Consider the following 25,736-nt stretch of genomic DNA (forward strand, 5'->3'; position numbering starts at 1 on the left):
GAGGTGAAGCCAAAAGCCCAGTACTACGATCGAACAAAATTCGAGGATAATGAGATATCGCATTTTGGAGCCGCTCATGACTCAGCTTTTCGATACTGAAGAAATCGTCACTGAGCTTGATATTAGCCATTTGACGATCGAGGACGATACGCCTGTGGACAACATTCAATCTGAGAAACAGCAACGGCTTTTAGTCGAGCCGCTTTACAGTTCCAAGCCGTTACCGTCGCCGTTTCTCGCGGCTGCGAATGTGGGACTGTTTTACAAACTCAAGGGCGAGCCAGTCGTTCCCGATGTGATGCTGAGTCTCGGTGTGCAATGTGCGGACGACTTCTCAAAAAAGCAGAATCGATCGTATTTCGTCTGGGAGTTTGGCAAGCTGCCAGAAGTCTGCATTGAAATCGTCTCGAATCAGGAAGGCGACGAACTAACACTAAGCCGCAAGTCGCGGCAGAAGGGGAAGACCACGATCAAGAAAGACCTGTATGCTCAAATTCACATTCCTTACTACGTGGTGTTTGACCCGTTAAAGCAAATTCAGGGTAAAGACGAGATGAACGAAGCGCTGCTGCGCGTCTGGTCGATCGCGCCCGATGGCTACATTGAACTGACTCCCGCTGAGGGAATTCGCGAAGTTGGTCAACCGATTTGGCTAAATGCAGCAGGTCTAGGTTTGACGCTGTGGGAAGGACAGTTTGAGGAAGACGTGACGCGAACTTGGTTACGCTGGTGCGATCGCAACGGAAATGTGATTCCGACTGGTGCAGAACGGGCAAACATGGCGGAAGAACGAGCGGATGAGGCAGAGCAAAAAGCCCAGAGACTTGCTGAACGATTACGAGCGATGGGAATTGATCCAGACGAAATCTAGAGGTAAGCGGAAACAGACATAAAGTTGAATTGCTCATCTTCTGAGTGAAACTTCTATTTGTTCGCAAAATTCTCGTGTCACGAGTTCAAGTCTCGTTCCTGGCATTCCGTGAAATCTTTTTTGCTCCAAACTCCGCTTGGAATTCGGATACCACCTAAGCGATCGATTTGTTTCAAACTCATCACATACACCCAAGCTGACCCAAGCGCATGACCCTCTAGATTAAACACTTCGATTTCTTGACGTGCATAATCATTGTCTGAACCAAATGGCGCGATGACCTCTGGTTCATGCTGTTCGTATTCATCAAGAATCTCTAGAATTGCAGCATCATCAAACGTTAAAAGATAACCGTAAGTTCGGGCATCCCCAGGCACGATCGCTGGATAGTTAAACGGTAAATGATAAAGCTCCGCCTGTACGATCGCAGGCTTTGATGAAATGACGCGATCGGCACACAGAAAATAATTGCTTTCGTCAGGTTTGAGCGTGCCGTAGACGAATACATTGATAGACTGCATCAAAAAATCAGCGTGATTTCGTTTATTGTATTAGCTCTCATGACTAAATTACCTATCAAATGCCTGACTCAGCCGCTAATGGATATGATTTCCGAACAAGCGCGATCGAGTCCACGGCAGCGCAAAAACCATAACTTTCATCAACACAGCGATCGCGTTCAGCGGTTCTTGAATGTGCTGCAACCGGGAACTTATGTGCGTCCTCATCGCCATGTGCGTCCAGAAGATGCCAATGGATTTGAATTCTTTCTCGTTCTGCAAGGCGCGATCGGGATTTTGATTTTGGATGAAGCAGGAACCGTCATTCACACCGAGAGAATTAGCGCAACCGGAACGACACGAGGCGTTGAACTCGGACAAGGTATGTTTCACACCTTGATTGCGCTGGAGCCAGATACAGTCATGTTTGAACTCAAAGAAGGTCCCTATATTCCAATGGATGATAAGGATTTCTTACAGCAATTCCCACTTGAGAACACACCCGAAGCGAAACACTGGATACAAACTTGGGAAACTCATTTTCGATAGTTCAGGAGCGGGTAGAAATCGCCTACCCGCTCCTAAATTAGCCAATTGGACTGGGTTCAGATGTCAAATGAACCAGCGGATTGTTCCGCACATACTCGTGCCAGAACTGAGCAAACTCTTCGGCTCTCGATCGAGCTTCCGGGCAAAGCTGATACATTCGTCGCGGGCGACCTCGCTTCTCAGGCTTTTTCCAATAGCTTGCGATGAGCGCTTGCTTTTCTAAAAATCGGAGCGAACTCTGCAAAATCGTATCCGACAGGCGATAGTTCGGATAGTTCTGTCTGAGATTTTGCACTAACTCGGTTCCGTAAGATTCCGATTCGACAAGAACCGACATTAAGTAACAAACCGTCAATTCTTGATTGAGAAAGATCGGTTGGGGCGTTTGGAAGAACCGATAGATATCTTCAAAAGTCAGGCGTTGAGCATTCATTGTTGAGAATCACCATCGAACGTAGAGCAATTCACTCCCGATGATAAATGCCAATTGTGAAAAACTTTGGAGGAGGAAAGAGAAACTTTGTTCTAATTTTGACTCAGGGCTGCACTTCGTTCGATCGCAAATCGCACCGATCGCAAGAGTTGCTGAATCGTAATATCATCCTTGGTTAAATAGTCCTGAACTCCTGCCCGAATTGAAGCGAGTGCTAGATCTTCATCGTCGATCGCAGTAATCACGACTACAGGAACATCCGGAACGGCTCGTCGAAAGCGCACCACTGTTTCTAGTCCAGTTGAATCTGGCAACCGCAAATCGAGCAAAATCACATCAAAGTTCTGACCGGTATCTGCCCTGTATTCTTTACAAATTGAAATTGCTTCCTCCAAGCGTTCAACCTGTGCAAGTTTCCAATGTTCTCTTCCTGCTCTTAAGAAAGTTCGACGAATTAAAACGGCATCATCTGGGTTGTCCTCAACCAAAAGAACGTGAATCGCAGCGGATTCAAAAGAACCGGGGTGAGAAACCATAATTATTTTTACCTAGTATTTTTTGTAACGAATGATAGTTAGATAAATAAGGTGGCGATGCTTATCCTAACAAACTTAGAAGTGGATAAATAGTAACGATAAACTCCTCTCGTAGAATGCGATGAGACGTTGAGAGTGGCACAATAAAAGAGTCCGTCTATTTCTCTTGATGCTTATGCCTCCTCGTTGGTCTCGAATTCCCGATCGCAAAGATGCAGACTATCGCAAACTCGACGATCGTATGACGTTTGCGACTCACGTTGCTTTGTTTGCAGCGACCAATTCGGGAATTTGGTTTTTCCGTACGCTGCAAAAAGCGGATTGGGATTGGTCAATTTGGATGACTAGTGCTTGGCTTGCCGTGTTGGTGGCTCATGCGATTTATATTTTCGCGATCGCGGACTACTCAGAACCTGTTGCGGTGGCGGCTCCAAAGGCGACCGGATTCAAACCGAAAGAAAAACCATCAAAATCAACCAAGAGATAGGAGTTTTCGCCATCCTAGAGTCAGTACGGTTTATTCATTGAACCTTAAATACAGTTATGGCAACCTCTAGTACTTCAGAAGCGATCGAAGCGTTGGCGGCTGAGATCGGAGAATCGGTTTATATCGATGTCGCAAAATGGCATCTCTATCTCAATGATGCTCACCTACACACGGTGCTGGCAGAGCGGCTGTTTCCGTTGGTTTCGGGCGGAAAAACGATTCAGGAAGATGATGTTTTGAAAATCGTTCAGAGCATTTCAGTGAAGTTGGGGGGTGGGAAGCGCGAGGTTCCGCTGCTCGATTTGCTGCCGATGCAATGTCAGGTGAGTTTGATTGATACGTTGGAAGAGTTTCAGCGCAATTTGTAGCGGTGTGAATGCGTACCCGATAAGGCAGAGACGCGGATTAGAAGCTTCGATGCGCGTTTCTGCCCTATCGGGTACGATCAACTCATCTTCATTTCACGATCGCGTTTGTACCCATTCCACGATCGGTTTTACTGATTTAGGCATGTTCGTTTCGCTGATCTCGATCGAATGAGATCGACCTTCCAGTTCGATTGATAAGGTGTATCCAAATCGATCCGGTTGTGGAAAAGCTTCGCCGATCGAACTTAACTGAAAGAAATTCGACTCTCTTACCAGTTTTTCAAGCTGTTGGGCTTCGGACGGGGAGAGATCTTGAGTATCGATCGTTTTCGTGATCATCAGCCCCGCGAATCCTCCACTTTGTTCAAGCGTGACGCGCATTGCTCTACCCCTTTTAATTTAAGTAACACCAACCGTTTTCCAGGCAGTTTGAACGGCTTTCTGTTCGTTGCTGTTGGAGCCATAAAGTTCTGCTGCGATCGTCGAAGTCACTCGTGCAGCGGTGCGGAAATTCGACGAGGGGCGTAACCGTTCTGTGAGAGCGAGGTACCAAATTTTTCCAGCTTTTTCCCAGGCATATCCCCCGATCGCAGTTGCGGTCAGATAAAAGGCGCGATTCGGAATCCCAGAATTAATGTGAACGCCGCCATTGTCCGCTGTGCCCGTGTAAAGGTTTTTCATCTCCGCAGGCTGGGGATCTTTGCCAAGAACTTTATCATCGTAGGCGGTTCCAGGAGCTTTCATCGATCGCAAGGCGGTTCCATTGACTTTGGCGGTCAATAAGCCTTCCCCAATTAACCAATCGGCTTGCTCTGCGGTTTGATTCAGAACTTTTTGCTTGATCAAAATGCCAAACACATCGGAAAAAGACTCATTCAACGCCCCAGACTGTCCTCGATAAATGAGGGCGGCTTCGTTTTGCGTTACACCATGCGTTAGTTCATGACCAATGACATCGATCGAGATCGTGAATCGATTAAATAACTCCCCATCGCCATCACCATAAACCATCTGGCTCCCGTTCCAAAAGGCGTTATTGTAGCGTTGCCCATAGTGAACCGTCGAATCTAAGCGCATTCCATCGCCATCGATCGATTCTCGCTGGAAGATTTCTTTAAAGAAGTCGTAGGTTGCGCCTGATCCTTCATAGGCTTCATTTACTGCTACATCGCTTGTCTCGGCAACCCCTTCACCCCGAACAATTTTTCCGGGTAGCGTGGTTTGGTTTTCAGCCGTGTAAATCGTGCGGCGTTTTTCGTTCGCAGAAGCCATCACGCGAAATCCGCCGACCGCCTCGCGTCGTCCGCGAAACTGTTCTGAAGCGCGTAAATTCTGTAATGCCCATTCTCGCTGAGTTTCGTTGCCGTTGATAATGATGCGATCGGTGATATGCGGCGGCACGATGTGGCAAATCGGACAGGGAGAGAGACAGCGGCGGCGGAATTTTTTCATAGTGCGATCGCTCCAAAAATTTTGATTCAAATCAAGATTTGCTCGTGTCGATCCACTGTAGAACAGACTCCTCATCAGTCCGTCTGTAACCACATTTTCTTAAGGTGATGAATTGGCGATCGCGCTTCTGCTTTCCGTTGGCGATGCAGCGGAACCACGAAAGAATCCCGGACGATTGCCGCATAACAATTCATCCACAGTCCTAAGCCGCGATCGCATCCGTCAATCGAGGGGATAGCGCATCCGTTCGGATCGCACTCAAGCATCGTCCACATGCACACTTATACGCCGCGAGTCCTGCGGTGGTAGCTCCCGGACTCGCACTTGTTAAAACTGGAGCCGATCGCACTGCTGGCAGTGTGTAAGGTTGAACCGCTCCAAAATTCACGCTCCAGCCCAAATCTCGTAGCGCTCCCAGTGTTAAGGCGCTCATCGGCATCGGCGTGCCCGGAGTTTCCGCAAATGGGGTCATCGATTCTGTATCGAATCGCGTCTCATCCCAGTGGAAAAAGATTTGCGGCTCGATCGGGATTGCAGTCGGGGTCGCTGTTCCAAGTAAATCTCCATAAGCCCAGCCCGCATAGCTATCGGCTCTGTAGGTCGCATTCGTGCGATTGATCCAATTTTTACCTGCTAACAGCTTTGATCCATCTGTAAACGAGAATTCTAACGGCTCCCAAAGCGTCCCAAACCCAAATACATGAGCCAATTCATGAATCATGATGTCGCGCAGATAAAGCGGATTAGAGTTGAACTCCGCAAATCTACGGCTATTGAGCGTTGAGGTTCCCCGTGTAATTACGATGTTATCGGCAGCATCAAGCGTCAGTGAAGGTCCTGATAACGCAAGCGTTCCGGTGTCCGCTGTGCCATCTTGAGCGGTGAAGCTTTGACCCGCGATAGAGATCGACAATGAACTCGCTCCAAGAATCGAACTCGCTCCAAGAATCACCCCTTCCCAAAATCTCGCTGCTTGATTAATCGCATCTCGCGCCGCCGAATTCAGTCCGGTTAAGGTGTCTGCAAAACTTAGCTCGATGCGGAATTGCAGCGGGTCGCTTGCTGCCCCCGTAAAGTTCGTAGAAAGCGTATAGTCAGCGGTTTGATTGCTGTAGCTGGAGACTTGGACAAAATAAGTTCCGGCATTAATAAATCGCCGAATCGATTCATTTGCGGTGCCGCGTTCCCATTGCCACGCGACAATCTCGCCATTGTCGATCGCGCCGTTGCCATTGGTATCCTGAATCAACCGCGCGTCTGCATCTCCGGTTAATCCCGTGAGTCCAGCCGTGAAAATACCGGATTGCCCGATCGTGAAACGATAAAAGTCGCTGGTGTTTCCAGAATTGACGCGATCGCGACGGGTGAAAGTTGGGGCTTGAATCTCTGCGGTGGCGAGGGTTCCAGCGCTCGTAATTGTTCCGGTGCGAACCGTGGATTGAGTTGGCGTGATTAACGGAGCCGTAGAGCGTTCGAGTGCTGCGATTGGTTGCCAGTCTAAATCTGATTCGGTTAGAACATTAGCAGAACTGTTGACAGCACCATTTTGTACAAACCAGGCTAACAGTTCTCCGGTTGCAGGATTTCTCCAAAGTAAATCTGTTGTGCCATCTTGATTAAGATCGGTCGTGCTCAAAGATTGCCAAGATGCAGCGATCGAGGTTCCAGCGAGAACCTGCGATCGCTGAGTGCCGTTGTACAGCCAGAATTGTGTTTCTCCAGTGCGATCGTTGCGCCAGAACAAATCAGAACTACGATCGCCGTTAAAGTCTCCGACACTTGCAATCTTCCAATCGTTGCTTGGAGCCGCGTTCATCATGGCTCCGCTAAACGGCTTGCCATTTCTAAACAGCCAAAAAACCGTTTCAGCACTGTTGGTGTTGTACCAGAGAAGATCAGGACTTCCGTCGTTGTTGAGGTCGGTGACGCTTTGAATGCGCCAAGCACTAGCCCCGACTGAGCCAACCATTCCGCCCCAGGTCACCGTTGTATGATCGAGATACCAGAGAACCACTTCTCCGCTGCGTCGATTCTGCCAAACAATATCGGCTGAGCCATCGTTGTTAAAGTCTGCTAGTCCAGAAATTTGCCAGCCCAGATCCGCAACTGTACCTAGTGTGATCGTTTGAGCCGTGTCCCCATTTATCTGCCAAATGCGGACAGCTCCTGTTCTTAAGTCACGCCAGAGAAAATCCTGTTGACCGTCACGATTGAAATCAGCAATGCCAGAAACCTGCCAGTTGGCATCAGATTCTTTGGGCAAATTTCGCCGACTTGCCGAATTCAAACCATTCACCGACCAAATCTGAGTGTCACCGCTAGCAGCATTTCGAGACAACAGATTGACTGTTGCAGAAGAACCTCCTAATTGAAACGCAGCAGTGAGACTTCGATCGCCAATGAGCGAAGATTGAATGGTTTCTGAATCTAGCAAGGCTGCCGATGAATCGGTTGCAGACGTTAAAGGGTTTACTCCCATGACTGCCCCCGCTGCAATTCAGACATTTTTTCTTCGTACAAAACTCGACTCAAAATAAGGCAACCCAGTTGCCCAAAATTGGTATCCACTATACTGATAACGCTCCGCTAACAAAAACCGCAGGTCAATCTGCGATCGCTTCATCACCGCTTAATTCTTTCTTGGTAGATCCTGACAAGCACCCAAGTTGAGGAGTAGTTTCACGTACCCTACGGCGATCATTTTATGCGGAAAGTTCCGTGTTCAACGATCTCTTCGATAAAGATTTTACAAAGGAATTGCGAGTTGTGCGTAAAGTTACAGCAACCGGAGAATAAATGGGTAGCGATACGGTTGACTTGGACGATCGAGCACTTTAACAATCGCCAGGATCGGCAGCAACCAGCTACAAATCGCTAAACCGCCCCAGATGATGAACGCAATTGGAATTCCTACCACTGTAATAAAAAGGAGACCGCCTAAAAGCGCATATACGTATAGATTGATATGAAAATTGAGTGCTTCACGAGCGTTATCTTTAATCACCCAATCGTCCGTGATTAATAAAATAACGATCGGAATTCCGATCGACACCAGAGTCGCGCTAAAGAAAATTGATCCGTGACATAGAGCTGAGAGTAGTTTTTGCTGTCCAGTGGATTGCATCGCATTCGATTCCATTCGATGCTCTGAATCTAGCGACAAACCCACCGAATTTGTCGCTATGTTTAAACTATTGTGATGTATTGGGATATCCCGCAATCTAAACGAGAGAACAGCATGACGATCGAACTTGAGTCTGAGTTGCAAAAAGCCGTGGAGCGGCGACGAAATTTCGCGATTATTTCTCACCCGGATGCCGGGAAGACAACGCTGACCGAAAAACTGTTGCTGTACGGAGGTGCAATTCACGAGGCGGGAGCGGTGAAAGCTCGTCGTGCTCAGCGTCATGCCACTTCGGACTGGATGGCAATGGAGCAACAGCGGGGAATTTCGATCACCTCAACGGTGCTGCAATTCGAGTACGAACAGTGTCAGATTAATTTGCTCGATACTCCCGGACACCAAGATTTTAGTGAAGACACGTATCGAACGCTGGCGGCGGCGGATAATGCGGTGATGCTGATCGATGCTGCGAAAGGATTAGAGCCGCAGACTCGGAAATTATTTGAAGTTTGCCGAATGCGATCGCTGCCGATTTTCACCTTTGTTAATAAGCTCGATCGTCCCGGACGTAGCCCGATCGAATTGATGGACGAAATCGAGCAAGAATTAGGATTGCAAACGTACGCCGTGAATTACCCGATCGGCATGGGCGATCAATTTAAAGGGGTATTCGATCGACGCACCCGCAAAATTCACTTATTCGAGCGGAGTCTGCATGGAAGCCGGGAAGCGCGAAACACGGTCATTGATCTAGGCGATCCGAATATCGAAACGCTGCTAGAAAAAGAACTTTACTATCAGTTCAAAGATGAATTGGAATTAATTGAGGGCATTGGCTCAGAATTTGATCTCGATGCGATTCACACAGGTCAAATGACTCCAATCTTTTTCGGCAGTGCAATGACCAATTTCGGGGTTGAACTGTTCTTAAATTCGTTCCTCGATTACGCACTAAAACCGGGAACGCATGTCAGCACGAAAGGCGAGATCGAGCCAACCTATCCCGAATTTTCCGGCTTTGTGTTCAAGCTTCAGGCAAACATGGACCCGAAACATCGCGATCGTGTCGCCTTTGTACGGGTGTGTTCCGGCAAGTTCGAGAAAGATATGATCGTGAGCCATGCCCGAACTGGAAAAACGGTACGGCTCTCTCGTCCTCAGAAATTATTTGCTCAAGATCGTGAAGTGATCGAAGAAGCATATCCCGGCGATGTGATCGGCTTGAATAATCCGGGCGTTTTCGCGATCGGGGACACGATTTACAACGGTCAGCGCCTCGAATACGAAGGCATTCCCTGCTTCTCGCCGGAATTGTTTGCATTCTTGAGAAATCCAAACCCTTCAAAATTCAAACAATTCCGTAAAGGAGTGTCTGAACTGCGTGAGGAAGGTGCGGTTCAGATCATGTATTCCGCAGACGAATCGAAACGCGATCCAATTCTCGCAGCGGTTGGACAACTGCAAATGGAAGTGGTGCAATTCCGTTTACAAAACGAATACGGAGTCGAAACCCTGGTGGAGTATTTACCTTATACGGTGGCTCGCTGGGTTGACGGTGGTTGGGAAGCTCTGGAAAAAGTGGGGCGCGTTTTCAACACGTTAGCGGTTAAGGATAGCTGGGAACGTCCGGTTTTGCTGTTCCGCAATGAGTGGAACTGTCAGCAGTTGCAAGGAGATCATCCGGAATTGCAATTAAACGCGATTGCGCCTGTGGTTTCGGGTAAACAACCGGTGGATATTTAATCCGACGAACTACGCATTTGCTCGACCACCGTAGAGATGCAATTAATCGTGTCTCTACGGGTTTCGCATTGGAACGACGATCGTAAAACCGTGATCGATTTTAACGACCAAGCCATTCCGTGACCAATTCTGGCTGATTCTTCTGAGCGAACACCCGCACCGCATGATAATTCACCTTCTCGCGCAATCGATACACTTGCTTAATCGGCATATCGAGCATTTGCGCGATCGCTTCTTGCGTCTTGCCCTGTAAATATAGCCGCAACCACTGAGCGGCATCACTGCCTACTTTTTCGGTCAGATAATCCTCGAACTGTTTCACGATCGCGCTTCGGAGTTCTTGCTGTTGTTGTTGAGCTTGCTCCTCCTGGAATTGCGCCATTGCTTCTCCATCCAGCAGACTCACCGAGCCTTCAGAGTCATCCGGTGCCACCTCTTCTGAAACTAATCGGATAAAATCAGCGGCGGGAACTTGCGTCATTCCTGCTCGTTGCGTTCGTTTTTGATAATTGACAAAGCGATAAACGAGTAGCGGTTGATTACGGATTGGACGGAGACAGTATTCTTCAGTTGCGGTCAGCACGATCGCATTTCTTAATCGAGCATCGTCGGTACATTGAGCAATCCAGCCGACTTGCTCCTGCATATACTTATCGTTCTGCATTAAATCCTGGATGACTTCTTGTAAGACATCAACGACCGTAGTTTGGCGATCGCGAGATAAGGCGATCCAGGTGCTAATTTTGTTCCTTATGACAAATATACTGCCCAACCGCTGAATCAAATTACGATAAGCGCGTTGGGGCGGTGTTTCAAAATAACGCTGTATGAGAATACGATAGCGGTAATCCATCGCCTGTACTTCGATGTCGAAGCGTTCAGGTGTGTACTCGTCAAAGCGGTTAAGATCTTCACCAAGCAACCATCGGACGATGCTTTCACGAGTCGTCTCACTGCTGCGTGAAAGGTCAGTCTTTAGCTGCGAGCGCCATTCGGCTGCAATTTGTTCTGCTCGTGTCATGGTTGCCGTCCTCAATACCCTGATATAGAGTGTGCCGCAGAGTCGATGAGAAAATCACTTACCCGAACGGGTAAGACTGCAACTTTTGTTTCCTCAAACTGCTAGATTCGGTTGAGGCTTTAGTATAAAACGTTTCTCAAGGTTTTCGACTACTGAGAAAGCTTTGGGTTGCTGGTCTCTAACGACGTTGCAATTCGCTCTAGAGTTTCGGTCAGATGAGCAATGTGAGAAACCAGTGTCGATTGATTATCGGTCAGGGTTTGGAGCGCGTTGGTTAATGCAAAGATTTGTTGCCCTTGCTGATCGACCTGAGTGGTGATCGTCTCGATCCGATCGCTCAGTTGCTCGATCGTTTCTGATGCTGCGATCGTTGTTTCGGCTAAATCTTGCACAATTTCCGCTAGAGCTTGCGATTCCACAGATTTTCTCTCCTCACACTGAGTCTAATATCGCCATTCTACGAGTATTTTTAACGAGCGTTTCCGTGTTTTTCCGGGAGAATTTTGCAGGATTTGCAAATAGTCTTCATCAAAACTTTACAAAACAAGCAATCGAGCAAACCAGTAAAAAGTTTTGAGGAAGTCTCGGTAGAAGGACTATTAGAGATTTTACGGTTTCGATAGGCTTGACATGAAAACGCACGACTTGACCTGGTAAAACCCAGTTTCAGTCATTGATTTAACTATGTTTAACCCTACGGTTGATCCGTCGATTCCTGATTCTCAGATTGCATCTTCCAATTTCAAGGTTCCTCATCGATCGACGACTTCAGTTTTAAAGCGAATGATTGATATCTGCGGCAGTCTGATAGGGCTGCTGCTTATGGGAATGGTATTGATTCCGATTGCGATCGCGATTCGGCTCGATAGTCCAGGACCGATCTTTTATAGCCAAGAGCGACATGGACTGCTGGGTAAGTCGTTTCGGATGCACAAGTTTCGATCGATGATTGATGGTGCAGACGCGCTAAAGTCTCAGGTCGAAAATGAAGCGAATGGCTTGATTTTTAAGAACAGCCAAGACCCCCGTATTACTCGTGTGGGGCGGTTTCTGCGTAAGACAAGTTTGGATGAATTACCGCAGTTTTGGAATGTGCTGCGGGGAGATATGAGCTTGGTTGGAACTCGCCCGCCGACTTCAGATGAGGTTTCGCGGTATGCGGATCATCACTGGCAGCGATTAAACGTGAAGCCAGGATTGACCGGGGAATGGCAGGTAAATGGTCGATCGACGGTGAAAGATTTTGAGGATATTGTGCAGATGGATCTGCGATATCAGGCGATTTGGTCGCCGCTTTATGATTTGGTGCTGATTGTAAAAACGATTTACGTCATTGTGTTGCGACGCGGGGCGTTTTAGAAAATTTTGAATTATTCCGGGTGAACGTGCGGTGAATTGTGCGTTCATCCAATACCGTAGAGACGCGATTAATCGCGTCTCTACCCGAATTTTCGTAATAACGAATCATTTTCCAAATCGGAATCGTCGCAGCCCCGATCGATTACCCATGTCGTTTTTGGTGCCATATCCAGGCGTGGGTCAGAATTTTTTCAAGATCCGCATATTGAGGATTCCAACCTAAAACCGATCGCGCTTTTTCCGCACTTCCAACCAAGGCAGGCGGATCACCCGGACGACGATCGCATTCGATCGCAGAAATCGATCGCCTCGTCACTTTCCGCGCCATCTCGATCACTTCACGTACCGAAAACCCGTTCCCGTTCCCTAAATTAAATCGGGCAGAATCTCCCCCTTTGAGCAAATAATCTAATCCGAGCACATGCGCCTCGGCTAAATCAGTCACGTGAATATAGTCCCGAATACAAGTTCCATCCGGGGTCGGGTAGTCCGTTCCATAAATTGAAATCGAATCTCGCTTACCTAACGCTGCCATCAATACAAGCGGAATCAAATGCGTTTCAGGCTGATGATCCTCACCCAAGCGACCATCGGGATCAGCCCCAGCCGCATTGAAATATCGGAATGCGACTGATTTGAAATCATAAGCTCGATCGAAGTCCGCTAAAATTCGCTCAACCATTAATTTCGTCGCTCCGTACGGATTGATCGGATCTTGCGGATGATCTTCAGGAATCGGCACCGTTTTCGGAACACCGTACGTCGCGCAAGTTGAAGAAAAGACGAAATTTTTAATTCCAGCCGCGACCATCGCTTCGAGCAAGGTCAGCGTTCCGGTGACATTATTGCGGTAATACTTATCCGGTTGGCTGACCGATTCACCGACGTATGCGTAAGCAGCGAAGTGCATCACCGCACTAAACGGACGTGAGGCAAAGACTCGATCGAGTAATTCTCGATCGTTGGTATCGCCCTCGATTAACTCGACTTTCAGCACCGACTCGACAATATCGCGATGTCCGTAGACTAAATTATCAAACACAACGACTTCATAGCCCGCAGCTTGCAGAGCAAGAACAGCATGAGAACCGATATATCCGGCTCCCCCAGTCACTAATACGATCGGCTTTTCAGATGACACAATAAACCCTCACCCAGCAGTAGGACACTTTCCCTTTCAGACACACACTCTACAATTCAGGAGAAAATCCTGAACTTTTACGTTGCGCTACTTGAAGATACTGCGGGTTAACAAAAATAGGATCACGGCAAATACGATGCCTGCCAAAATCAGTTCCATAATCTCCCCTCTAACACTCCTGATTCAACAAGATTGATTTTCTAATCTTGAATTTTGCCTGATTTTTGATCGATATGTGGTGGATAGACTAATTCATTTTGCAGAAAATGATTAACGCTTCCACAAAATAGAGAAAAAATCTAAAATTCAACCCAGAAAACTTCCTACAACCCTGGAAATTTCGGTACAATCCTAATCTTGAAACGGTTTATTTATTAGAGCAAGACTAAATCTAAGGAGTTCGATCGTCCGCCGTCAAGTCGTTCAATTCACGAACAATTTCCGTATGCAGATTTGTTGCCTGCGGGTAATCTTAAAGCGATGAAGTTCCACCTTGAATTGAATTGTGGGTCGATCGTATTTGGTGGTGAGGAGTATTAGCGGGATACAAGGGATTGAATAAATGGTTTTATTAGTAACTGATGTATTCGTTCTGTTGACTCAGGTGTTGCTCTGGGTCGTAGTAGGACTATTTGCTTGGTATGTTCTATTGCGACTGTTACCGAGACCGTTTCTCGGTGGATTAGTGTTGCTTCTACTACTCGGAGTCGCAGCGTTTACATTCTACAGAGGTGCACCCGAACAGGGACTCGTCGGCGATATCTTCCGAATTATCGCCATTCCGTTTAGTCCACTCGGCGTTATTTTGATTCTGCTGCTGATTGCATTTTCGGAACTGCTCAGAGGCGGCAAATTATCGAGAACGGGGTTAATCGTGCTGCGGGTTGCGATTCCAGCACTATTAATTTTAAGTATTCCAGCGGTGTCGTATTTCTTAGCGCAAAGAGCGGAGGCAGAAGCGATCGAGATTGCGCGTCCAGTCGGAGCAGAATCGCTGCCAGCGGGAGCGAGACGTGTGATTGTTACACTGGCACAAGACACAACGCGATTACAGCTCAGACCGAGGACGCAAGCCCCTCCAGCGGCTCCCGCTCCGACTCCTCCACAATTGATTCCACCGCCTTCACCGATTCCAGCGGGATCATTCACGCTGTTGGCGGATCAGCCTGTGCAATTAACTGAGAGTGGGGACATTTTGACGTACACTCAGCAGATCTATAACGAGGAACGGGCGCGGGGAACGGCTCCTTTGGTGATTGTGAGTGCAGGCGATCGACCTGAACGACTGCGACGGGCTGGAGAATCGGTGAATGAAGTTTCTGAAGCAGCGGATGCAAGACGGTTTCTGCAAGATCTGGGCATTCCACCGGGAGACATTATTGGGGATTCCAACAGTCCGACGATTCAACAGAGCGCGGTGAATGTGCGGCAGGAATTACAGCGCCGGGGTATCAATTTTGGAAATCAATTAATTTTGATTGATTCAGCCATTCAGATGAATCGTGCAGCCTTGACCTTCAATCGGGAATTCAACAACAACAATATCCCGCTGACGGTGATTGCCCGTCCGACGAATTTCTTCACGCTGCCACAGAGAGAGGCGTTACGGGGTCGGGCGCAAGGACGCGATGTGGTTGAGCGAAATCTTCAGCTTGCGGATTTGCTGCCTAGTATTGATGCGCTGTCACTCAGTTCTAAAGTGATTAATGAGTATCTCGCTTCGATCTATTACTTCTTGAGGGGTTGGATTCGACCCGTTCGGACAACGATTTAATTGGTTTAAAAAAGGGATTCGTGATTAAACCGCGAATCCCTTTTCTTAATGCCAGTTTGATGAGCCTTTATGCTTTCAGCAAATTAGACCTTCAACGGCACCATTTTCCGAACGGCTTCCACAATTTGCGGCGGTTGCACGATCGTTAAAGCTTCCAAGGTTCCATTGTACGGAGTTGGAATATCTTGAGAGGACATCCGCAACACAGGCGCATCGAGTTCATCGAAAAAGCGATCGTTAATCGATGCCGTCAATTCCGCACCAATTCCCCCTGATCGCATACATTCTTCGACGATGATCACGCGATGAGTTTTACAGATCGATTCACCGATCGTGTCGAAATCTAGCGGTTTGAGCGATAACAGATCGATGACTTCGCAGTCATAGCCTTCTTTATCTAAAGTCTTCATTGCCTGCATCACATGATGACGCATTCTCGAATAAGTCAAGATCGTGACATCTTTTCCTTTACGAACCACTTCCGCTTTATCCAACGGCAGATAATATTCTTCGCTCGGTAAATCTTCTTTCAAGTTGTACAACAGGACGTGTTCAAAGAACAGGACGGGATTCTCATCGCGGATTGCAGATTTCAACAACCCTTTCGCGTTGTAGGGAGTTGAACAAGTCACAATTTTCAATCCCGGAACCGCTTGGAAATACGCTTCTAATCGTTGAGAGTGTTCCGCACCAAGACGGCTTCCGACACCACCCGGACCGCGAATCACGATCGGGATTTTGAAATTTCCACCCGACGTATAGCGCAGCATTCCCGCATTGTTGGCGATTTGGTTGAACGCCAGCAGCAGAAATCCCATATTCATGCCTTCGATAATCGGGCGCAAACCAGTCATCGCAGCCCCGATCGCCATTCCGGTGAAGCTATTTTCCGCGATCGGCGTATCGAGCAATCGCAAATCACCGTACTTTTTATATAAATCCTTCGTGACTTTGTAGGAGCCGCCATAATGCCCGACATCTTCGCCCATCACCAAAACTGTCGGGTCTTTTGCCATTTCTTCGTCGATCGCTTCTCGAAGGGCATTAAAGAAGAGTGTCTCTGCCATTGCGTTCCTACACTAGATTAAGTTGCTTGCAAGGTCTCATTGTGACATCTCCGACCCCAATTGCAAAGTCGATCATTAAGGCTTTGAATTCCCCTCAAACGAGAAACGTCTGACTAAGCTTTGCGTTCAATCGGTTTCGCTGTTCTGTACCTAACCTACCGAGTTTTCTAGCAACAAGCGATCGACTTAGAGTTGCAATTCGGGCGATGCGAATCTTGGATGCCACTCGCAACCCTGTTTCGGAAAACTCTAAATCTGTTGTTTCAATGAGAAAGTCGTCAGTCTGAAGCGTCTGCAAATTCTGGGAAGTAATAGCACAAACAACGGCATCTTCTCCATTTGGACTAATCCAAACCACTAGCGCAGGTCGAAGTTTTGTTTGACTGAGATCAGTAAAAGGAAAGTTAACGAGAACAATATCGCCTGGAATCATTCGTCGATCGATACTCCGTCTTCTAGCGTGTAAAGATCTGGTTCATCGTGCCAGAAGTCGAACGATCCCCCTTGTTCAGCCAATTTCATTAACTCCAAAGTTGAAGGCTCAGGAATTGAAGTCCACAGCTTTTCTTCTAATAGAGCTTGTTCAGCCGGAGAGAGCGATCGGATTGCTTGAATCAAAGATTCGATCAATGGAAGATTGACGTTTTGTTCTAGACTGCTTGAATTCATCGGGTGCAATCTCTGGTGCAAGTCATCCGTATTTTACCGTTTTAGAACAAGCTGTGAAGATTCTCCTGATCTCCCGCCTTCCCATAAAATGAAAGATCTGTTGTGATGGGAAAAAAGCCGTGGCGTTTAAAGTCGGTTTACTAGGATTGGGAACAGTCGGGACGGGAACAGTTGAAATTCTCCGTGATCCGGTTCAGCGTCATCCATTACTGCAAGAAATTGTGATTCACAAAGTCGGAGTGCGATCGATTGATCAACCCCGAATCGTTCCGCCTGAATTGTTAACGACTGATTTAGAGTCGATCGTCACCGATCCCGAAATCGATATCGTGGTCGAAGTCATGGGTGGTTTAGAACCTGCACGATCGCTCATGTTGAAAGCGATCGCACATAAAAAACATGTTGTCACTGCGAATAAAGCTGCGATCGCAAAATTCGGAGATGAAATCTTTACTGCCGCATCTGAAGCGGGCGTTTACGTTCTACTCGAAGCTGCGGTCGGCGGCGGCATTCCTGTGATTGAGCCGCTCAAACAATCGCTTTGTGCAAATCGAATCAACATGGTGACTGGGATTGTGAACGGCACGACAAACTATATTCTGACCAGAATGCAGCTTGAAGGTGGCGATTTTAGCGAAATTCTCACCGATGCTCAAAAACTTGGATATGCCGAAGCTGATCCAACAGCGGATGTCGATGGATTCGATGCGGCGGATAAAATCGCGATTCTGGCATCGTTGGCATTTGGCGGACGGATTAAATTACCTGAAGTCTATTGCGAAGGGATTCGGAACGTGAGCGCGATCGAGATTGCGTACGCTGAAAAACTCGGATTTGTGATCAAACTCTTAGCGATCGCTAAACGCAAATCGAGCGATGAACTAGAAGTTAGAGTTCATCCGACTTTAGTTCCGAAGGCGCATCCGTTAGCCAGTGTGAACGATGTGTACAACGCGATTTTGATCGAAGGCGATCCGATCGGACAAGTGATGTTCTTTGGACGAGGAGCGGGATCAGGTCCGACCGCGAGCGCAGTTGTTACAGATGTTTTGAAGATTGCAGCGCTCCTAAAGGTCGCTCATGCTTCTCAATCAAACGAGTCACCTGTACTTGATCCGTTATTGGCTTGTTCGCATCAGCACTACTGCGCGATCGCGCCGATGGCAGACCTTTCGACTCGCTTCTATGCTCGATTTTTAACGCTCGACTATGCTGGCGTAATTGGCAAGATCGGAACCTGTTTTGGCGATCACGAAGTCAGTCTCGAATCCGTGGTACAAGCAGGCTTCCGAGATGGAGCAGCAGAAATCGTAGTGGTCACACACGAAGTTCAAGAAGGCAATTTCCGTAAGGCACTGAGCGAAATTGAGAGCATGGAAGCGATCGAGAAAGTCGCCAGTGTTTTACGAGTTTTATCGCCTTAGCGTTTAGAGGGTGTTTGAAAAGTATAAAAAGTCTCTTCGCTCTCGTTTGACTCCCGCCCTGAAATGAATTTCGGGCTAATGAGCGAAAGTCTACTGAAGTAGACTAAGAATGAGCTTTAAGCTCTTAGTCCATTTCTAATGGACTTGCATCGATTAGCCCGAAATTAATTTCAGGGCGGGCTGTTGCGACGGCGAAGACTGCTCAAATATTCCTCTTGAGAAATCTAGCTAGACGATGAATCTAAAAGTATTTCATGCTTAAAGATTCATCGAATTGATATTTTAATTACCGAACCTTTCTTCTTCGCTGTTTTCGTTTTGCTAGAGCTTTACGTTTTCGCTTCTCGATCGGGGTTTCAAAGTAGCGATGCTTTCTCATATCGGGAAAAATCTCTGCTTTAGAAACCTCTCGCTTAAATCGGCGTAAAGTCGATTCGATTCCTTCATTCTCACCTGGAATAACCTGAGCCATTGGATCACCTCCCGAAAATAGACTTGATTCCCCTTGAGGTTACGCCCCAGGTTTTCTGCTCGATCGAGGACTGAACCAACATAAACTGACACAGAGATTCTCCAGAATCATCAATGAAGCGAGTTATGTTCGGAGAAACGCTGGATAATAGCGATTTACACGCTCAACGATAAATCATTGTTTAAAAACAGTATCACGGTAGCGGCAATCCGAGCAGAAATTCAATTTACACAATTGCACTCACCGCTCAAGAGTGTGTTAGTCTGTTTAGAGAAGAGACTTTCTTCGGCAGTGTAATTTCCTCCACAGATATTGCTCCGAATTTAATCTCTCTACGCTACTAAATTGGAGCAATATTCCATGTCAATCTATGTCGGTAACCTCTCCTATGAGGTTGTGCAGGATAACCTGGCTGAGATCTTCGCCGAATTTGGAACCGTTAAGCGTGTCCAACTTCCGACGGATCGAGAAACAGGTCGCCTGCGGGGATTCGGATTTGTTGAAATGTCCAGCGATGCGGAAGAAGATGCCGCGATCGAGGCGCTGAACGGCGCTGAATGGATGGGACGCGATTTGACCGTGAACAAGGCGAAACCTCGTGAGGAGCGTGGACCTTCTCGCGGTGGATTCGATCGCAAAGGCGGTGGCGGTGGTTCTTCCCGTCGTTATTAAACTGATCATTACTTGATAGAGTTAGGCAGGCTGCAAAGTCTGCCTTTTTTATTAAGTTGTTAAAGTTTTGTCGCTGAGGCTTCTAGAGGCGCAATACAGATGGCTCGCAAAACCCAATGCTCTTGTAGACCCACGCTCTGGTCAAATCGAAAAATGACGGAACTCCAAAGGGATTTTCTGAGAATTCTTAGTAACGACTGACCTCAGAGATCGTCCTTGCCCTAAAGTCTTGTTAAACGCCCCACACCCCTGCTTATTTCTAATCTTTCAGAACGAAGCAAAAGTTCGAGGTCGCCCACAAGATGGGAAGTTGAACTAAACGTTAGACCATTGGACCCGATTCCAAGCCCCATTGGTGCTTGAGGAAGTGACGGTACATCGCTTCGCGCATTAGCATTTGTTCGTAGAGCTTCACAAGAAATTCTTGCGCTTGCTCACGGCTCATTTGTTGAACCTGAGTTTCAAACGAGCGGATGCTGAATTGTTGTTCCAATGTAAGTTCGACAGGCTGACTCATACAAATTACACTCCAAGTGAAAGAGAGTAGACCAATTACAGGATTCCATGACTTTATTGTCAAGGGGGTTTATCCTGAACGAAACCAAGTTGATTTCTTGAGGATTCCCTGCAACAAGCTGAAATCTCGTATCTGATATTAAAAAAGATAACAACTATTTGACAAAGTAACCATCCGCCACTGGGGTAGTAATCGTAGGGTTAACCGTACATCTGGAGAAAGAAGATGCTGATCGTATGGCTCATACTGGCGTGGATAGGCGGAATTGCTGCCATTCTAGGGAGTTTGATGATCATCGCCTCTTTGTTACTTTGGACAGTTCCGGGCGATCGTAAAGGGCGATTTAAGGTCTTAGGGTTTTCGATCGTGTGTGCGATCGCTGGATTTCTCCTACTGCGCCTAGTTCCCTTTCCACTTCAGTAACACGACTTCTTCGCGCAATTGCTCTTTGGTTGCGGTTGCTAATCGGGTTCGGAATAGCTCGATATCCGTGACTTCATAACCGAGCGATTTCGCCAAATCTGCGATCAATTCCCCTGTCCGAATCATCACCCGCAGATAAGAAGCCTGATCGCCAACGACATAAGCTAATTTGGCATTGGGTCTTAAAGCTTGGCGCAAATCGGCTAAATGTTTCGCCATCCCACCGAAATAGAGTCTTGTCGCTCGTGCATATTGCCGCTCGAATCCACTCGTTTTGTTCAATTCAATTCGCTTCGCTTCGATTTCGTTCGCAATACGCTGAATTTCTGAATGATTCGCTACCCATTGATCGTCATTGTCCGATCGATAAACGCAGCGGGAATTCGATCGCATTAATCCCTGCTTCAAGACTCGTAAATCCGCCTTCGTGTGCAAAAATCCCAGCAGCACCGATTCTAATCGAGTGGTACGGGTGTAATCTTTCTCGTTCGGATACGGCGGCGACGTGATCACAGCATCGATCGAATTTGGCTCTAAGACTTGCAACAAATTTCGAGAATCTGCATGATGAATTATTGCAGGTGTGTCTTTTAGCGATCTCAAGTATTCCAAATCGGTTGCAATTTGTCGAATCTCATCTAACCACAGTTCAATCACTGGAGCATCTTGTTTAGATTTTCCGATGCTCACTTCTGGTGCAAATTTGAGATTGCTGATTGAATATACTAGAATTTTTGCGAGTGCGAGTCTTTCATGTCGATCGCAGTGTTCATCCTGGTGTTGCTCTAATTGTTCCAGAAGAATTAGTGCTTTATGTAGCGGTAATTCACTAATCGAATTCTTCAGCAGTAATTGCGATCGTTCTTCAGAAAGCGATCGTAGGGGTTGATCAAGATTTGCGTAGGCGAGTTCTGCGATTTGACTAGCGTGATTGAGTAAGCGATCGCTATCGATCGACCAGTCTAACTTCGTCGTTCCCGCAAACCAAGCCATCTGATTCGCTTCGACTCCTACACTTGGAACGCCTTGCTTTTTGCACTCTACAACGGTCGTTCCAGTGCCACAAAACGGATCGAGAACTCGCTGATCAGAACCCATTCCAAAATCGGTTAAATACTTCTGAACCAGATGCGGCGGAAACGACAGCACGAATCTGTACCAATCGTGGCAAGCGCGATCTTGATTGCGAATGTGATTAAGGTCAGAACTGCGACGATGGCGACGAGTCCGAACAGGTTCGCTCGGCAGATTGAGAAGAGTCGGCTGATAGTATTCCAACGGTTTCAGAAAGCGAATTTTGCACTGAATTTTATCTTATTTTGGATTTTTAAACTGTCAGCTCTCCGTCAATGCCTGAGATTTCTGCTTCATCTTTGCCAAAATATTATAGAAACCATTGGCGCGAGAAGGAGTCAGACTTACATCTAATCCGGTCGCTGTAATGAATTCCGGCGACAACTCCACAACTTCTTGGGGAGTCAAACCGCTCAGCCCTTCGACAAGGAGCGCGACCAATCCTTTCACCAACTGCGAATCGGAATCGCCATCAAACAGGACTTTCCCATCTTCCAAATTTGCGACGACAAAAACCTGAGACGCGCAGCCAGGAACTTTGTTTTCAGGAGTTTTTTCAGAGTCAGGAAAAGATTTAAGCCGTTGAGCCAGTGTGATCAAAAGCTCATATTTCCGCTTAGGCTCAGTCGATTGTGCGAGTCGTTGCACAATGCGATCGAGTGCGGGAGGGAGTTGCGTGGAGGACAAAGACATGACTCTAAATTATCGGGTTAAAAAACTCGGTTGAATTTTACAGAGCTTCTCTCTCTATTGTAATATGCGCGATTCATTGCGAGTTTAATAAAAACTCCAACTCAATAAAGAGTCAGAGTTTCCCCAAGAGAGTGTTTGAAAAGTATAAGAAGTTCTTTCGCTTCGATTGTCTCCCGCCCTGAAATGAATTTCGGGCTAATGGTGGAAAGTCTACTGAAGTAGACTGGGAGACAGTTTGAAGTTCTTAGTCCTTTTCAAAGGACTTGCGCCGATTAGCCCGAAATTCATTTCAGGGCGGGACGTTGCAGCGAACGAAGGCTTCTCAAACATCCTCTAAATTTAACTAAGCGATTTGCATTGCTGTTCCAAAGTTTTGTGTCCAGTATCCGTTATAGTATCCCACTCCGATTTCTCTTAGATTTGGATCAAGAATATTCTGCCGATGTCCTGGACTATTCATCCAGGCGGTCACCACTTCTTGTGCAGATGGATATCCAAAAGCGATGTTTTCAGCCGCTCTCGAATAGTTGTAACCTCCTGATTTCATCCGATCCCAGGGAAGCGATCCGTCCAGTCCTTGATGGCTGAAGTAGCTTCTCACTGCCATATCGACACTGTGTTTCTCAGCGACATCATTTAAGGTGAGATTGAGCGTCAGAGGTAACAAACCTTGTTGAACTCGCTGCTGATTGGTGAAATCGTACACTTGCCACTCAAGATCTCTAAATCCAGTATTTGGATCAGTCTGAACTGGGGCAACTGTGGACGTGACTTCAAGTGGGGCAGGACTGCTCGACTGGGGTTGCACTGGCAACAGATCGGGTTGAGGAGCAGGTGTTAATGGAGTTTGAAAGCGCCTGCCGAATGCGGTTTGCTCGGTTTGCAGAAAGTTCGATCGATCAACTGAACGAAATATCATGTTGATTTTCCTTAAATGACAACAAGCAGAAATCACCCTGACAAATTGGATCTCAATCAGAGATCGTTTGACTGGGATTCTGGTGCGATCGAGTTCGCGATCGCAGTTTCGACGACTGAAGAAACTTTGCAGAGTCTCAAACTAGACTCAGTAAGGAACATAACACGAGGGATTAAACTTTCAACGCTAGAAATCGTGGTCAGATTTGGAAATTGAGCGATCGTCTACTGAGCGTTGTCAGGTGTAAAATTTTGCGGTGTATGCACGGGGGTTAATCTAAAGGGAAAGCAAAGTTTACTCGATCGAGCCTGTGCCACTTGTGAAGTTGGAATACGGTTGCGCTGCTATATCTTCATTGCTAAACCGTCCATTCTGACCCATACAGAAAGGCTTTATTGGTTGTGCTTCATGTCAAACTAGTTTATGCCACTTACACGATCGACTACTCTAAATCATTTTGTTTAACTTGCGCTCTCTGATTGAAATTCAAAGTTAAGACTGTCTGTTCGCAATAAAAATGAGGAACAGCCACGCCATTCCTCATTTAACTTGGGGACAAATCACCCCAACTGTCACGATCTAAACTGCGATCGCTGCCGTTTCGAGTTCAATCACTTTAGAATCCGGAGTCGAATGCCAAACTTTGCCATCGAGCGCCATCTGTTCAATCAAACTCGCCAATCTTAGAGCTTTGAGCGCCTGTATTCCTCCAACCGAGGGAGCCATACCGCCTCGAACACATTGCACAAAATGTTCTAACTCTGCATGAAGCGGCTCGATATTGCTCGTCTTCACCTTTTCAATTAGTCCATCCTGGCAGTACAACACCTGACCGTAATCGGTTTTGTAATTTGCTGTCGTTTGACGATGAATCAGAATCTCATTATTGAGAAAATCCGCTTCCGTCAATGAATTACGACAGTGTGCAGACAACCGTCGAATCTTGCGATGTGTGACCTTGCTGGCAGTCAGCGTTGCAACAATTCCATTTGCAAATCCCAACGTCGCTGTTACATAATCAAGCTGACCCGAATTTGTTGCGCGACTTCCACTTGCCGTCAATTTCACAACCTTCGAGTTTGCCAATTCCAACAGCAAATCGATATCATGAATCATCAGATCGAGCACGACCGATACATCGTTTGCCCGATCGCTATACGGACTCATCCGATGTGCCTCAAGCGCAAGAACTTCCTCGGTTTTGAGAACCTTGTTTAATTCCTGAAACGCAGGATTGAAGCGCTCAATATGACCGACTTGCAGAATACATTGACAGTCCGCCGCCGCATTGACCAGCGACTCCGCTTCTGCGATACTTGCCGCGATCGGCTTTTCGATTAAAACGTGAACTCCAGCTTTCAGAGCCGCCATTCCGACCGAATGATGCAACCGAGTCGGAACCGCAATACAAACAGCATCCACTCGCTCCAACAAATCGTGAAAATCCTCAAAAAAGCGGACACGATATTTACTTGCCGTGTCCAATCCGCGCTCTACATTAATGTCTGAAACTCCTACAAGTTCAACATCTTTAAGTAGACTTAAGACTCTTGTATGATGCTGTCCCATATTGCCCACACCGACCACGCCAACGCGAAGCGGTTCTGGCTGAGTCCGGGGCACGCCAAACTGGGAATACCCAATCGGGATATTATTTTGCACTCTTAATCCTCCTCCACCACCGAAATTGTGCTGATAACCAGCAATAAAATCTCCTCAGACATCCAGATACTATCACAGCAACATTATTTATGAAGAATTCCAAAGTGCACGGCAAGTTCCCTTTTACAATAGGAGGTTGAGTTTTTTAATTTCTACGTCCAGAGAGGGACTTTCCAGCGTGTCTTTAGGCGTAAGCTCAGCTTCAATTTTTCGATTCGATTTTCCGTTTTCCGCAGTGACACGGATCTGTTCAAAGTTGTATCTCCGTGAAATCACTATATAGTCTCTATAAGATTGCCCTTGGTTTTGTGAAGTTTTAGCCAAAATTACCTAGGAAGCAGATGACTCTATTGCTATAAAGAATTGCACTTGGCTAAGATTCGGGGGATCAAGTCCTTCTGTTGTCGTGTTGGCATGAAATCACCCGCGCAGCCTGTACCGCCTGAAGTGGTGCAGCAAGTTTCCGATTATTTCAGTGTGTTAGGCGAACCGATGCGGCTTCGCATTCTTAATCTGCTCCGAGATGGCGAAAAGTGCGTCCAGGATTTGGTGGAGGCAACGGAAACCAGTCAGGCGAATGTGTCAAAGCATCTTAAAGTGATGCTTCAAGCGGGCATTTTGACTCGTCGATCGAAAGGAACGCTGGCATATTACAGCGTCGAAGATGAGTTGATTTTCGAGTTGTGTAATTTGGTGTGCGATCGATTAGCGACCCGGATAGAGCAGCAGGCTCAGCATTTCCGAGCGTTCAGTTTGGCAAGCCGCCGTTGAACACTCGTCGAACCA

Annotated in this window: 30 protein-coding genes; 11 read left to right on the plus strand and 19 right to left on the minus strand. The window is 47.1% G+C overall.

The features are described from left to right. Positions 1 to 76 precede the first annotated feature (76 nt). Positions 77 to 871: a Uma2 family endonuclease gene (locus NIES2104_RS12065; protein WP_058998443.1), complete on the plus strand. Its 795-nt coding sequence runs from the start codon at positions 77 to 79 to the stop codon at positions 869 to 871. Between the two features lie 77 nt (positions 872 to 948). Here NIES2104_RS12065 and NIES2104_RS12070 read toward each other — a convergent pair whose 3' ends face one another. Beyond that, positions 949 to 1,392 carry a gamma-glutamylcyclotransferase gene (locus NIES2104_RS12070; RefSeq protein WP_058998444.1) on the minus strand — a complete coding sequence of 148 codons (444 nt, stop codon included), beginning with the start codon at positions 1,390 to 1,392 and terminating at the stop codon, positions 949 to 951. 39 nt (positions 1,393 to 1,431) lie between these two features. On the opposite strand from NIES2104_RS12070, the gene NIES2104_RS12075 reads away from it, so the two are divergent. Continuing rightward, on the plus strand, positions 1,432 to 1,920 hold the full coding sequence (locus NIES2104_RS12075) for a WbuC family cupin fold metalloprotein (protein WP_058998445.1): 489 nt from the start codon (positions 1,432 to 1,434) through the stop codon (positions 1,918 to 1,920). A gap of 37 nt (positions 1,921 to 1,957) precedes the next feature. On the opposite strand, the gene NIES2104_RS12080 is transcribed toward NIES2104_RS12075, so the two are convergent. Beyond that, complete coding sequence (locus tag NIES2104_RS12080; protein ID WP_192843578.1) at positions 1,958 to 2,353, minus strand: PadR family transcriptional regulator; 396 nt, start codon at positions 2,351 to 2,353, stop codon at positions 1,958 to 1,960. Between the two features lie 92 nt (positions 2,354 to 2,445). Next, positions 2,446 to 2,889 (minus strand): response regulator, encoded by a 444-nt coding sequence (locus NIES2104_RS12085; RefSeq protein ID WP_058998446.1) that lies wholly within the window; start codon positions 2,887 to 2,889, stop codon positions 2,446 to 2,448. A gap of 175 nt (positions 2,890 to 3,064) precedes the next feature. On the opposite strand from NIES2104_RS12085, the gene NIES2104_RS12090 reads away from it, so the two are divergent. After that, positions 3,065 to 3,376: a 2TM domain-containing protein gene (locus NIES2104_RS12090; RefSeq protein WP_058998447.1), complete on the plus strand. Its 312-nt coding sequence runs from the start codon at positions 3,065 to 3,067 to the stop codon at positions 3,374 to 3,376. 56 nt (positions 3,377 to 3,432) lie between these two features. Continuing rightward, positions 3,433 to 3,744 carry a DUF3181 family protein gene (locus NIES2104_RS12095; RefSeq protein ID WP_058998448.1) on the plus strand — a complete coding sequence of 104 codons (312 nt, stop codon included), beginning with the start codon at positions 3,433 to 3,435 and terminating at the stop codon, positions 3,742 to 3,744. Between the two features lie 93 nt (positions 3,745 to 3,837). Here NIES2104_RS12095 and NIES2104_RS12100 read toward each other — a convergent pair whose 3' ends face one another. The 4 genes from NIES2104_RS12100 to NIES2104_RS12115 form a co-directional block, all read right to left on the minus strand. Next, the gene (locus tag NIES2104_RS12100; protein ID WP_058998449.1) at positions 3,838 to 4,125 is read right to left on the minus strand and encodes a protealysin inhibitor emfourin; all 288 of its coding nucleotides are present in this window, start codon (positions 4,123 to 4,125) and stop codon (positions 3,838 to 3,840) included. A gap of 18 nt (positions 4,126 to 4,143) precedes the next feature. Beyond that, positions 4,144 to 5,196 carry a M4 family metallopeptidase gene (locus tag NIES2104_RS12105; protein WP_059001684.1) on the minus strand — a complete coding sequence of 351 codons (1,053 nt, stop codon included), beginning with the start codon at positions 5,194 to 5,196 and terminating at the stop codon, positions 4,144 to 4,146. A gap of 202 nt (positions 5,197 to 5,398) precedes the next feature. Continuing rightward, positions 5,399 to 7,675: a VCBS repeat-containing protein gene (locus NIES2104_RS12110; RefSeq protein WP_058998450.1), complete on the minus strand. Its 2,277-nt coding sequence runs from the start codon at positions 7,673 to 7,675 to the stop codon at positions 5,399 to 5,401. Between the two features lie 297 nt (positions 7,676 to 7,972). Continuing rightward, positions 7,973 to 8,320, minus strand: coding sequence for a DUF4870 domain-containing protein (locus tag NIES2104_RS12115; RefSeq protein WP_059001685.1), 348 nt, complete (start codon positions 8,318 to 8,320; stop codon positions 7,973 to 7,975). 114 nt (positions 8,321 to 8,434) lie between these two features. Between NIES2104_RS12115 and prfC the strand changes: the two genes are divergently transcribed. Next, positions 8,435 to 10,063, plus strand: a complete 1,629-nt coding sequence (gene prfC / locus NIES2104_RS12120) for a peptide chain release factor 3 (RefSeq protein WP_058998451.1) — start codon at positions 8,435 to 8,437, stop codon at positions 10,061 to 10,063. Between the two features lie 100 nt (positions 10,064 to 10,163). Here the strand turns inward: prfC and NIES2104_RS12125 are convergent, their stop codons facing one another. Together NIES2104_RS12125 and NIES2104_RS12130 are read right to left on the minus strand one after the other, a co-directional pair. Continuing rightward, positions 10,164 to 11,084 carry a HetZ-related protein 2 gene (locus NIES2104_RS12125; protein WP_058998452.1) on the minus strand — a complete coding sequence of 307 codons (921 nt, stop codon included), beginning with the start codon at positions 11,082 to 11,084 and terminating at the stop codon, positions 10,164 to 10,166. A 149-nt stretch (positions 11,085 to 11,233) separates the two neighbouring features. Continuing rightward, the gene (locus NIES2104_RS12130) at positions 11,234 to 11,503 is read right to left on the minus strand and encodes a hypothetical protein (RefSeq protein WP_058998453.1); all 270 of its coding nucleotides are present in this window, start codon (positions 11,501 to 11,503) and stop codon (positions 11,234 to 11,236) included. A 265-nt stretch (positions 11,504 to 11,768) separates the two neighbouring features. Between NIES2104_RS12130 and NIES2104_RS12135 the strand changes: the two genes are divergently transcribed. Continuing rightward, on the plus strand, positions 11,769 to 12,443 hold the full coding sequence (locus tag NIES2104_RS12135; RefSeq protein WP_058998454.1) for a sugar transferase: 675 nt from the start codon (positions 11,769 to 11,771) through the stop codon (positions 12,441 to 12,443). A 142-nt stretch (positions 12,444 to 12,585) separates the two neighbouring features. Here NIES2104_RS12135 and galE read toward each other — a convergent pair whose 3' ends face one another. Further along, entirely contained in the window at positions 12,586 to 13,584 is a 999-nt protein-coding gene (galE, locus tag NIES2104_RS12140; RefSeq protein WP_058998455.1) for a UDP-glucose 4-epimerase GalE, read from the minus strand. A gap of 562 nt (positions 13,585 to 14,146) precedes the next feature. Here galE and NIES2104_RS12145 point away from each other — a divergent pair. Next, on the plus strand, positions 14,147 to 15,358 hold the full coding sequence (locus tag NIES2104_RS12145) for a YdcF family protein (RefSeq protein WP_058998456.1): 1,212 nt from the start codon (positions 14,147 to 14,149) through the stop codon (positions 15,356 to 15,358). Between the two features lie 83 nt (positions 15,359 to 15,441). Here the strand turns inward: NIES2104_RS12145 and NIES2104_RS12150 are convergent, their stop codons facing one another. From NIES2104_RS12150 to NIES2104_RS12160, 3 genes are all read right to left on the minus strand, one after another. Next, complete coding sequence (locus NIES2104_RS12150) at positions 15,442 to 16,425, minus strand: alpha-ketoacid dehydrogenase subunit beta (RefSeq protein WP_058998457.1); 984 nt, start codon at positions 16,423 to 16,425, stop codon at positions 15,442 to 15,444. Positions 16,426 to 16,519: 94 nt separating this feature from the next. Next, positions 16,520 to 16,858 carry a type II toxin-antitoxin system PemK/MazF family toxin gene (locus NIES2104_RS12155; RefSeq protein WP_058998458.1) on the minus strand — a complete coding sequence of 113 codons (339 nt, stop codon included), beginning with the start codon at positions 16,856 to 16,858 and terminating at the stop codon, positions 16,520 to 16,522. Continuing rightward, complete coding sequence (locus NIES2104_RS12160) at positions 16,855 to 17,094, minus strand: hypothetical protein (protein WP_058998459.1); 240 nt, start codon at positions 17,092 to 17,094, stop codon at positions 16,855 to 16,857. Before NIES2104_RS12160 ends, NIES2104_RS12155 begins: the two co-directional genes overlap by 4 nt. A gap of 119 nt (positions 17,095 to 17,213) precedes the next feature. Here NIES2104_RS12160 and NIES2104_RS12165 point away from each other — a divergent pair, with 119 nt between their 5' ends. After that, entirely contained in the window at positions 17,214 to 18,518 is a 1,305-nt protein-coding gene (locus NIES2104_RS12165; protein WP_058998460.1) for a homoserine dehydrogenase, read from the plus strand. Between the two features lie 286 nt (positions 18,519 to 18,804). On the opposite strand, the gene rpsU is transcribed toward NIES2104_RS12165, so the two are convergent. Continuing rightward, a complete protein-coding gene (gene rpsU / locus NIES2104_RS12170) occupies positions 18,805 to 18,990 on the minus strand; it encodes a 30S ribosomal protein S21 (protein WP_058998461.1) in 186 nt (61 codons plus the stop codon). 360 nt (positions 18,991 to 19,350) lie between these two features. Between rpsU and NIES2104_RS12175 the strand changes: the two genes are divergently transcribed. Further along, entirely contained in the window at positions 19,351 to 19,662 is a 312-nt protein-coding gene (locus tag NIES2104_RS12175; RefSeq protein ID WP_058998462.1) for an RNA-binding protein, read from the plus strand. A 322-nt stretch (positions 19,663 to 19,984) separates the two neighbouring features. On the opposite strand, the gene NIES2104_RS12180 is transcribed toward NIES2104_RS12175, so the two are convergent. After that, on the minus strand, positions 19,985 to 20,179 hold the full coding sequence (locus NIES2104_RS12180) for an NblA/ycf18 family protein (protein ID WP_058998463.1): 195 nt from the start codon (positions 20,177 to 20,179) through the stop codon (positions 19,985 to 19,987). Between the two features lie 225 nt (positions 20,180 to 20,404). On the opposite strand from NIES2104_RS12180, the gene NIES2104_RS31745 reads away from it, so the two are divergent. Continuing rightward, positions 20,405 to 20,602, plus strand: a complete 198-nt coding sequence (locus tag NIES2104_RS31745; RefSeq protein WP_156426935.1) for a hypothetical protein — start codon at positions 20,405 to 20,407, stop codon at positions 20,600 to 20,602. Here the strand turns inward: NIES2104_RS31745 and NIES2104_RS12185 are convergent. The 4 genes from NIES2104_RS12185 to NIES2104_RS12205 form a co-directional block, all read right to left on the minus strand. Next, positions 20,579 to 21,880 (minus strand): DNA methyltransferase, encoded by a 1,302-nt coding sequence (locus NIES2104_RS12185; protein ID WP_225895237.1) that lies wholly within the window; start codon positions 21,878 to 21,880, stop codon positions 20,579 to 20,581. The genes NIES2104_RS31745 and NIES2104_RS12185 overlap by 24 nt on opposite strands. Positions 21,881 to 21,937: 57 nt before the next feature. After that, the gene (locus tag NIES2104_RS12190) at positions 21,938 to 22,369 is read right to left on the minus strand and encodes a SufE family protein (protein WP_058998464.1); all 432 of its coding nucleotides are present in this window, start codon (positions 22,367 to 22,369) and stop codon (positions 21,938 to 21,940) included. A 343-nt stretch (positions 22,370 to 22,712) separates the two neighbouring features. Continuing rightward, positions 22,713 to 23,288: a CAP domain-containing protein gene (locus tag NIES2104_RS31285; RefSeq protein ID WP_082689976.1), complete on the minus strand. Its 576-nt coding sequence runs from the start codon at positions 23,286 to 23,288 to the stop codon at positions 22,713 to 22,715. 579 nt (positions 23,289 to 23,867) lie between these two features. Next, positions 23,868 to 24,950, minus strand: a complete 1,083-nt coding sequence (locus NIES2104_RS12205) for a Gfo/Idh/MocA family protein (RefSeq protein ID WP_202815055.1) — start codon at positions 24,948 to 24,950, stop codon at positions 23,868 to 23,870. A 414-nt stretch (positions 24,951 to 25,364) separates the two neighbouring features. On the opposite strand from NIES2104_RS12205, the gene NIES2104_RS12210 reads away from it, so the two are divergent. Then, positions 25,365 to 25,721 carry a helix-turn-helix transcriptional regulator gene (locus NIES2104_RS12210; protein WP_058998466.1) on the plus strand — a complete coding sequence of 119 codons (357 nt, stop codon included), beginning with the start codon at positions 25,365 to 25,367 and terminating at the stop codon, positions 25,719 to 25,721. Positions 25,722 to 25,736: the final 15 nt, after the last annotated feature.

Source organism: Leptolyngbya sp. NIES-2104, assembly GCF_001485215.1.
Lineage (GTDB): Bacteria > Cyanobacteriota > Cyanobacteriia > Leptolyngbyales > Leptolyngbyaceae > Leptolyngbya.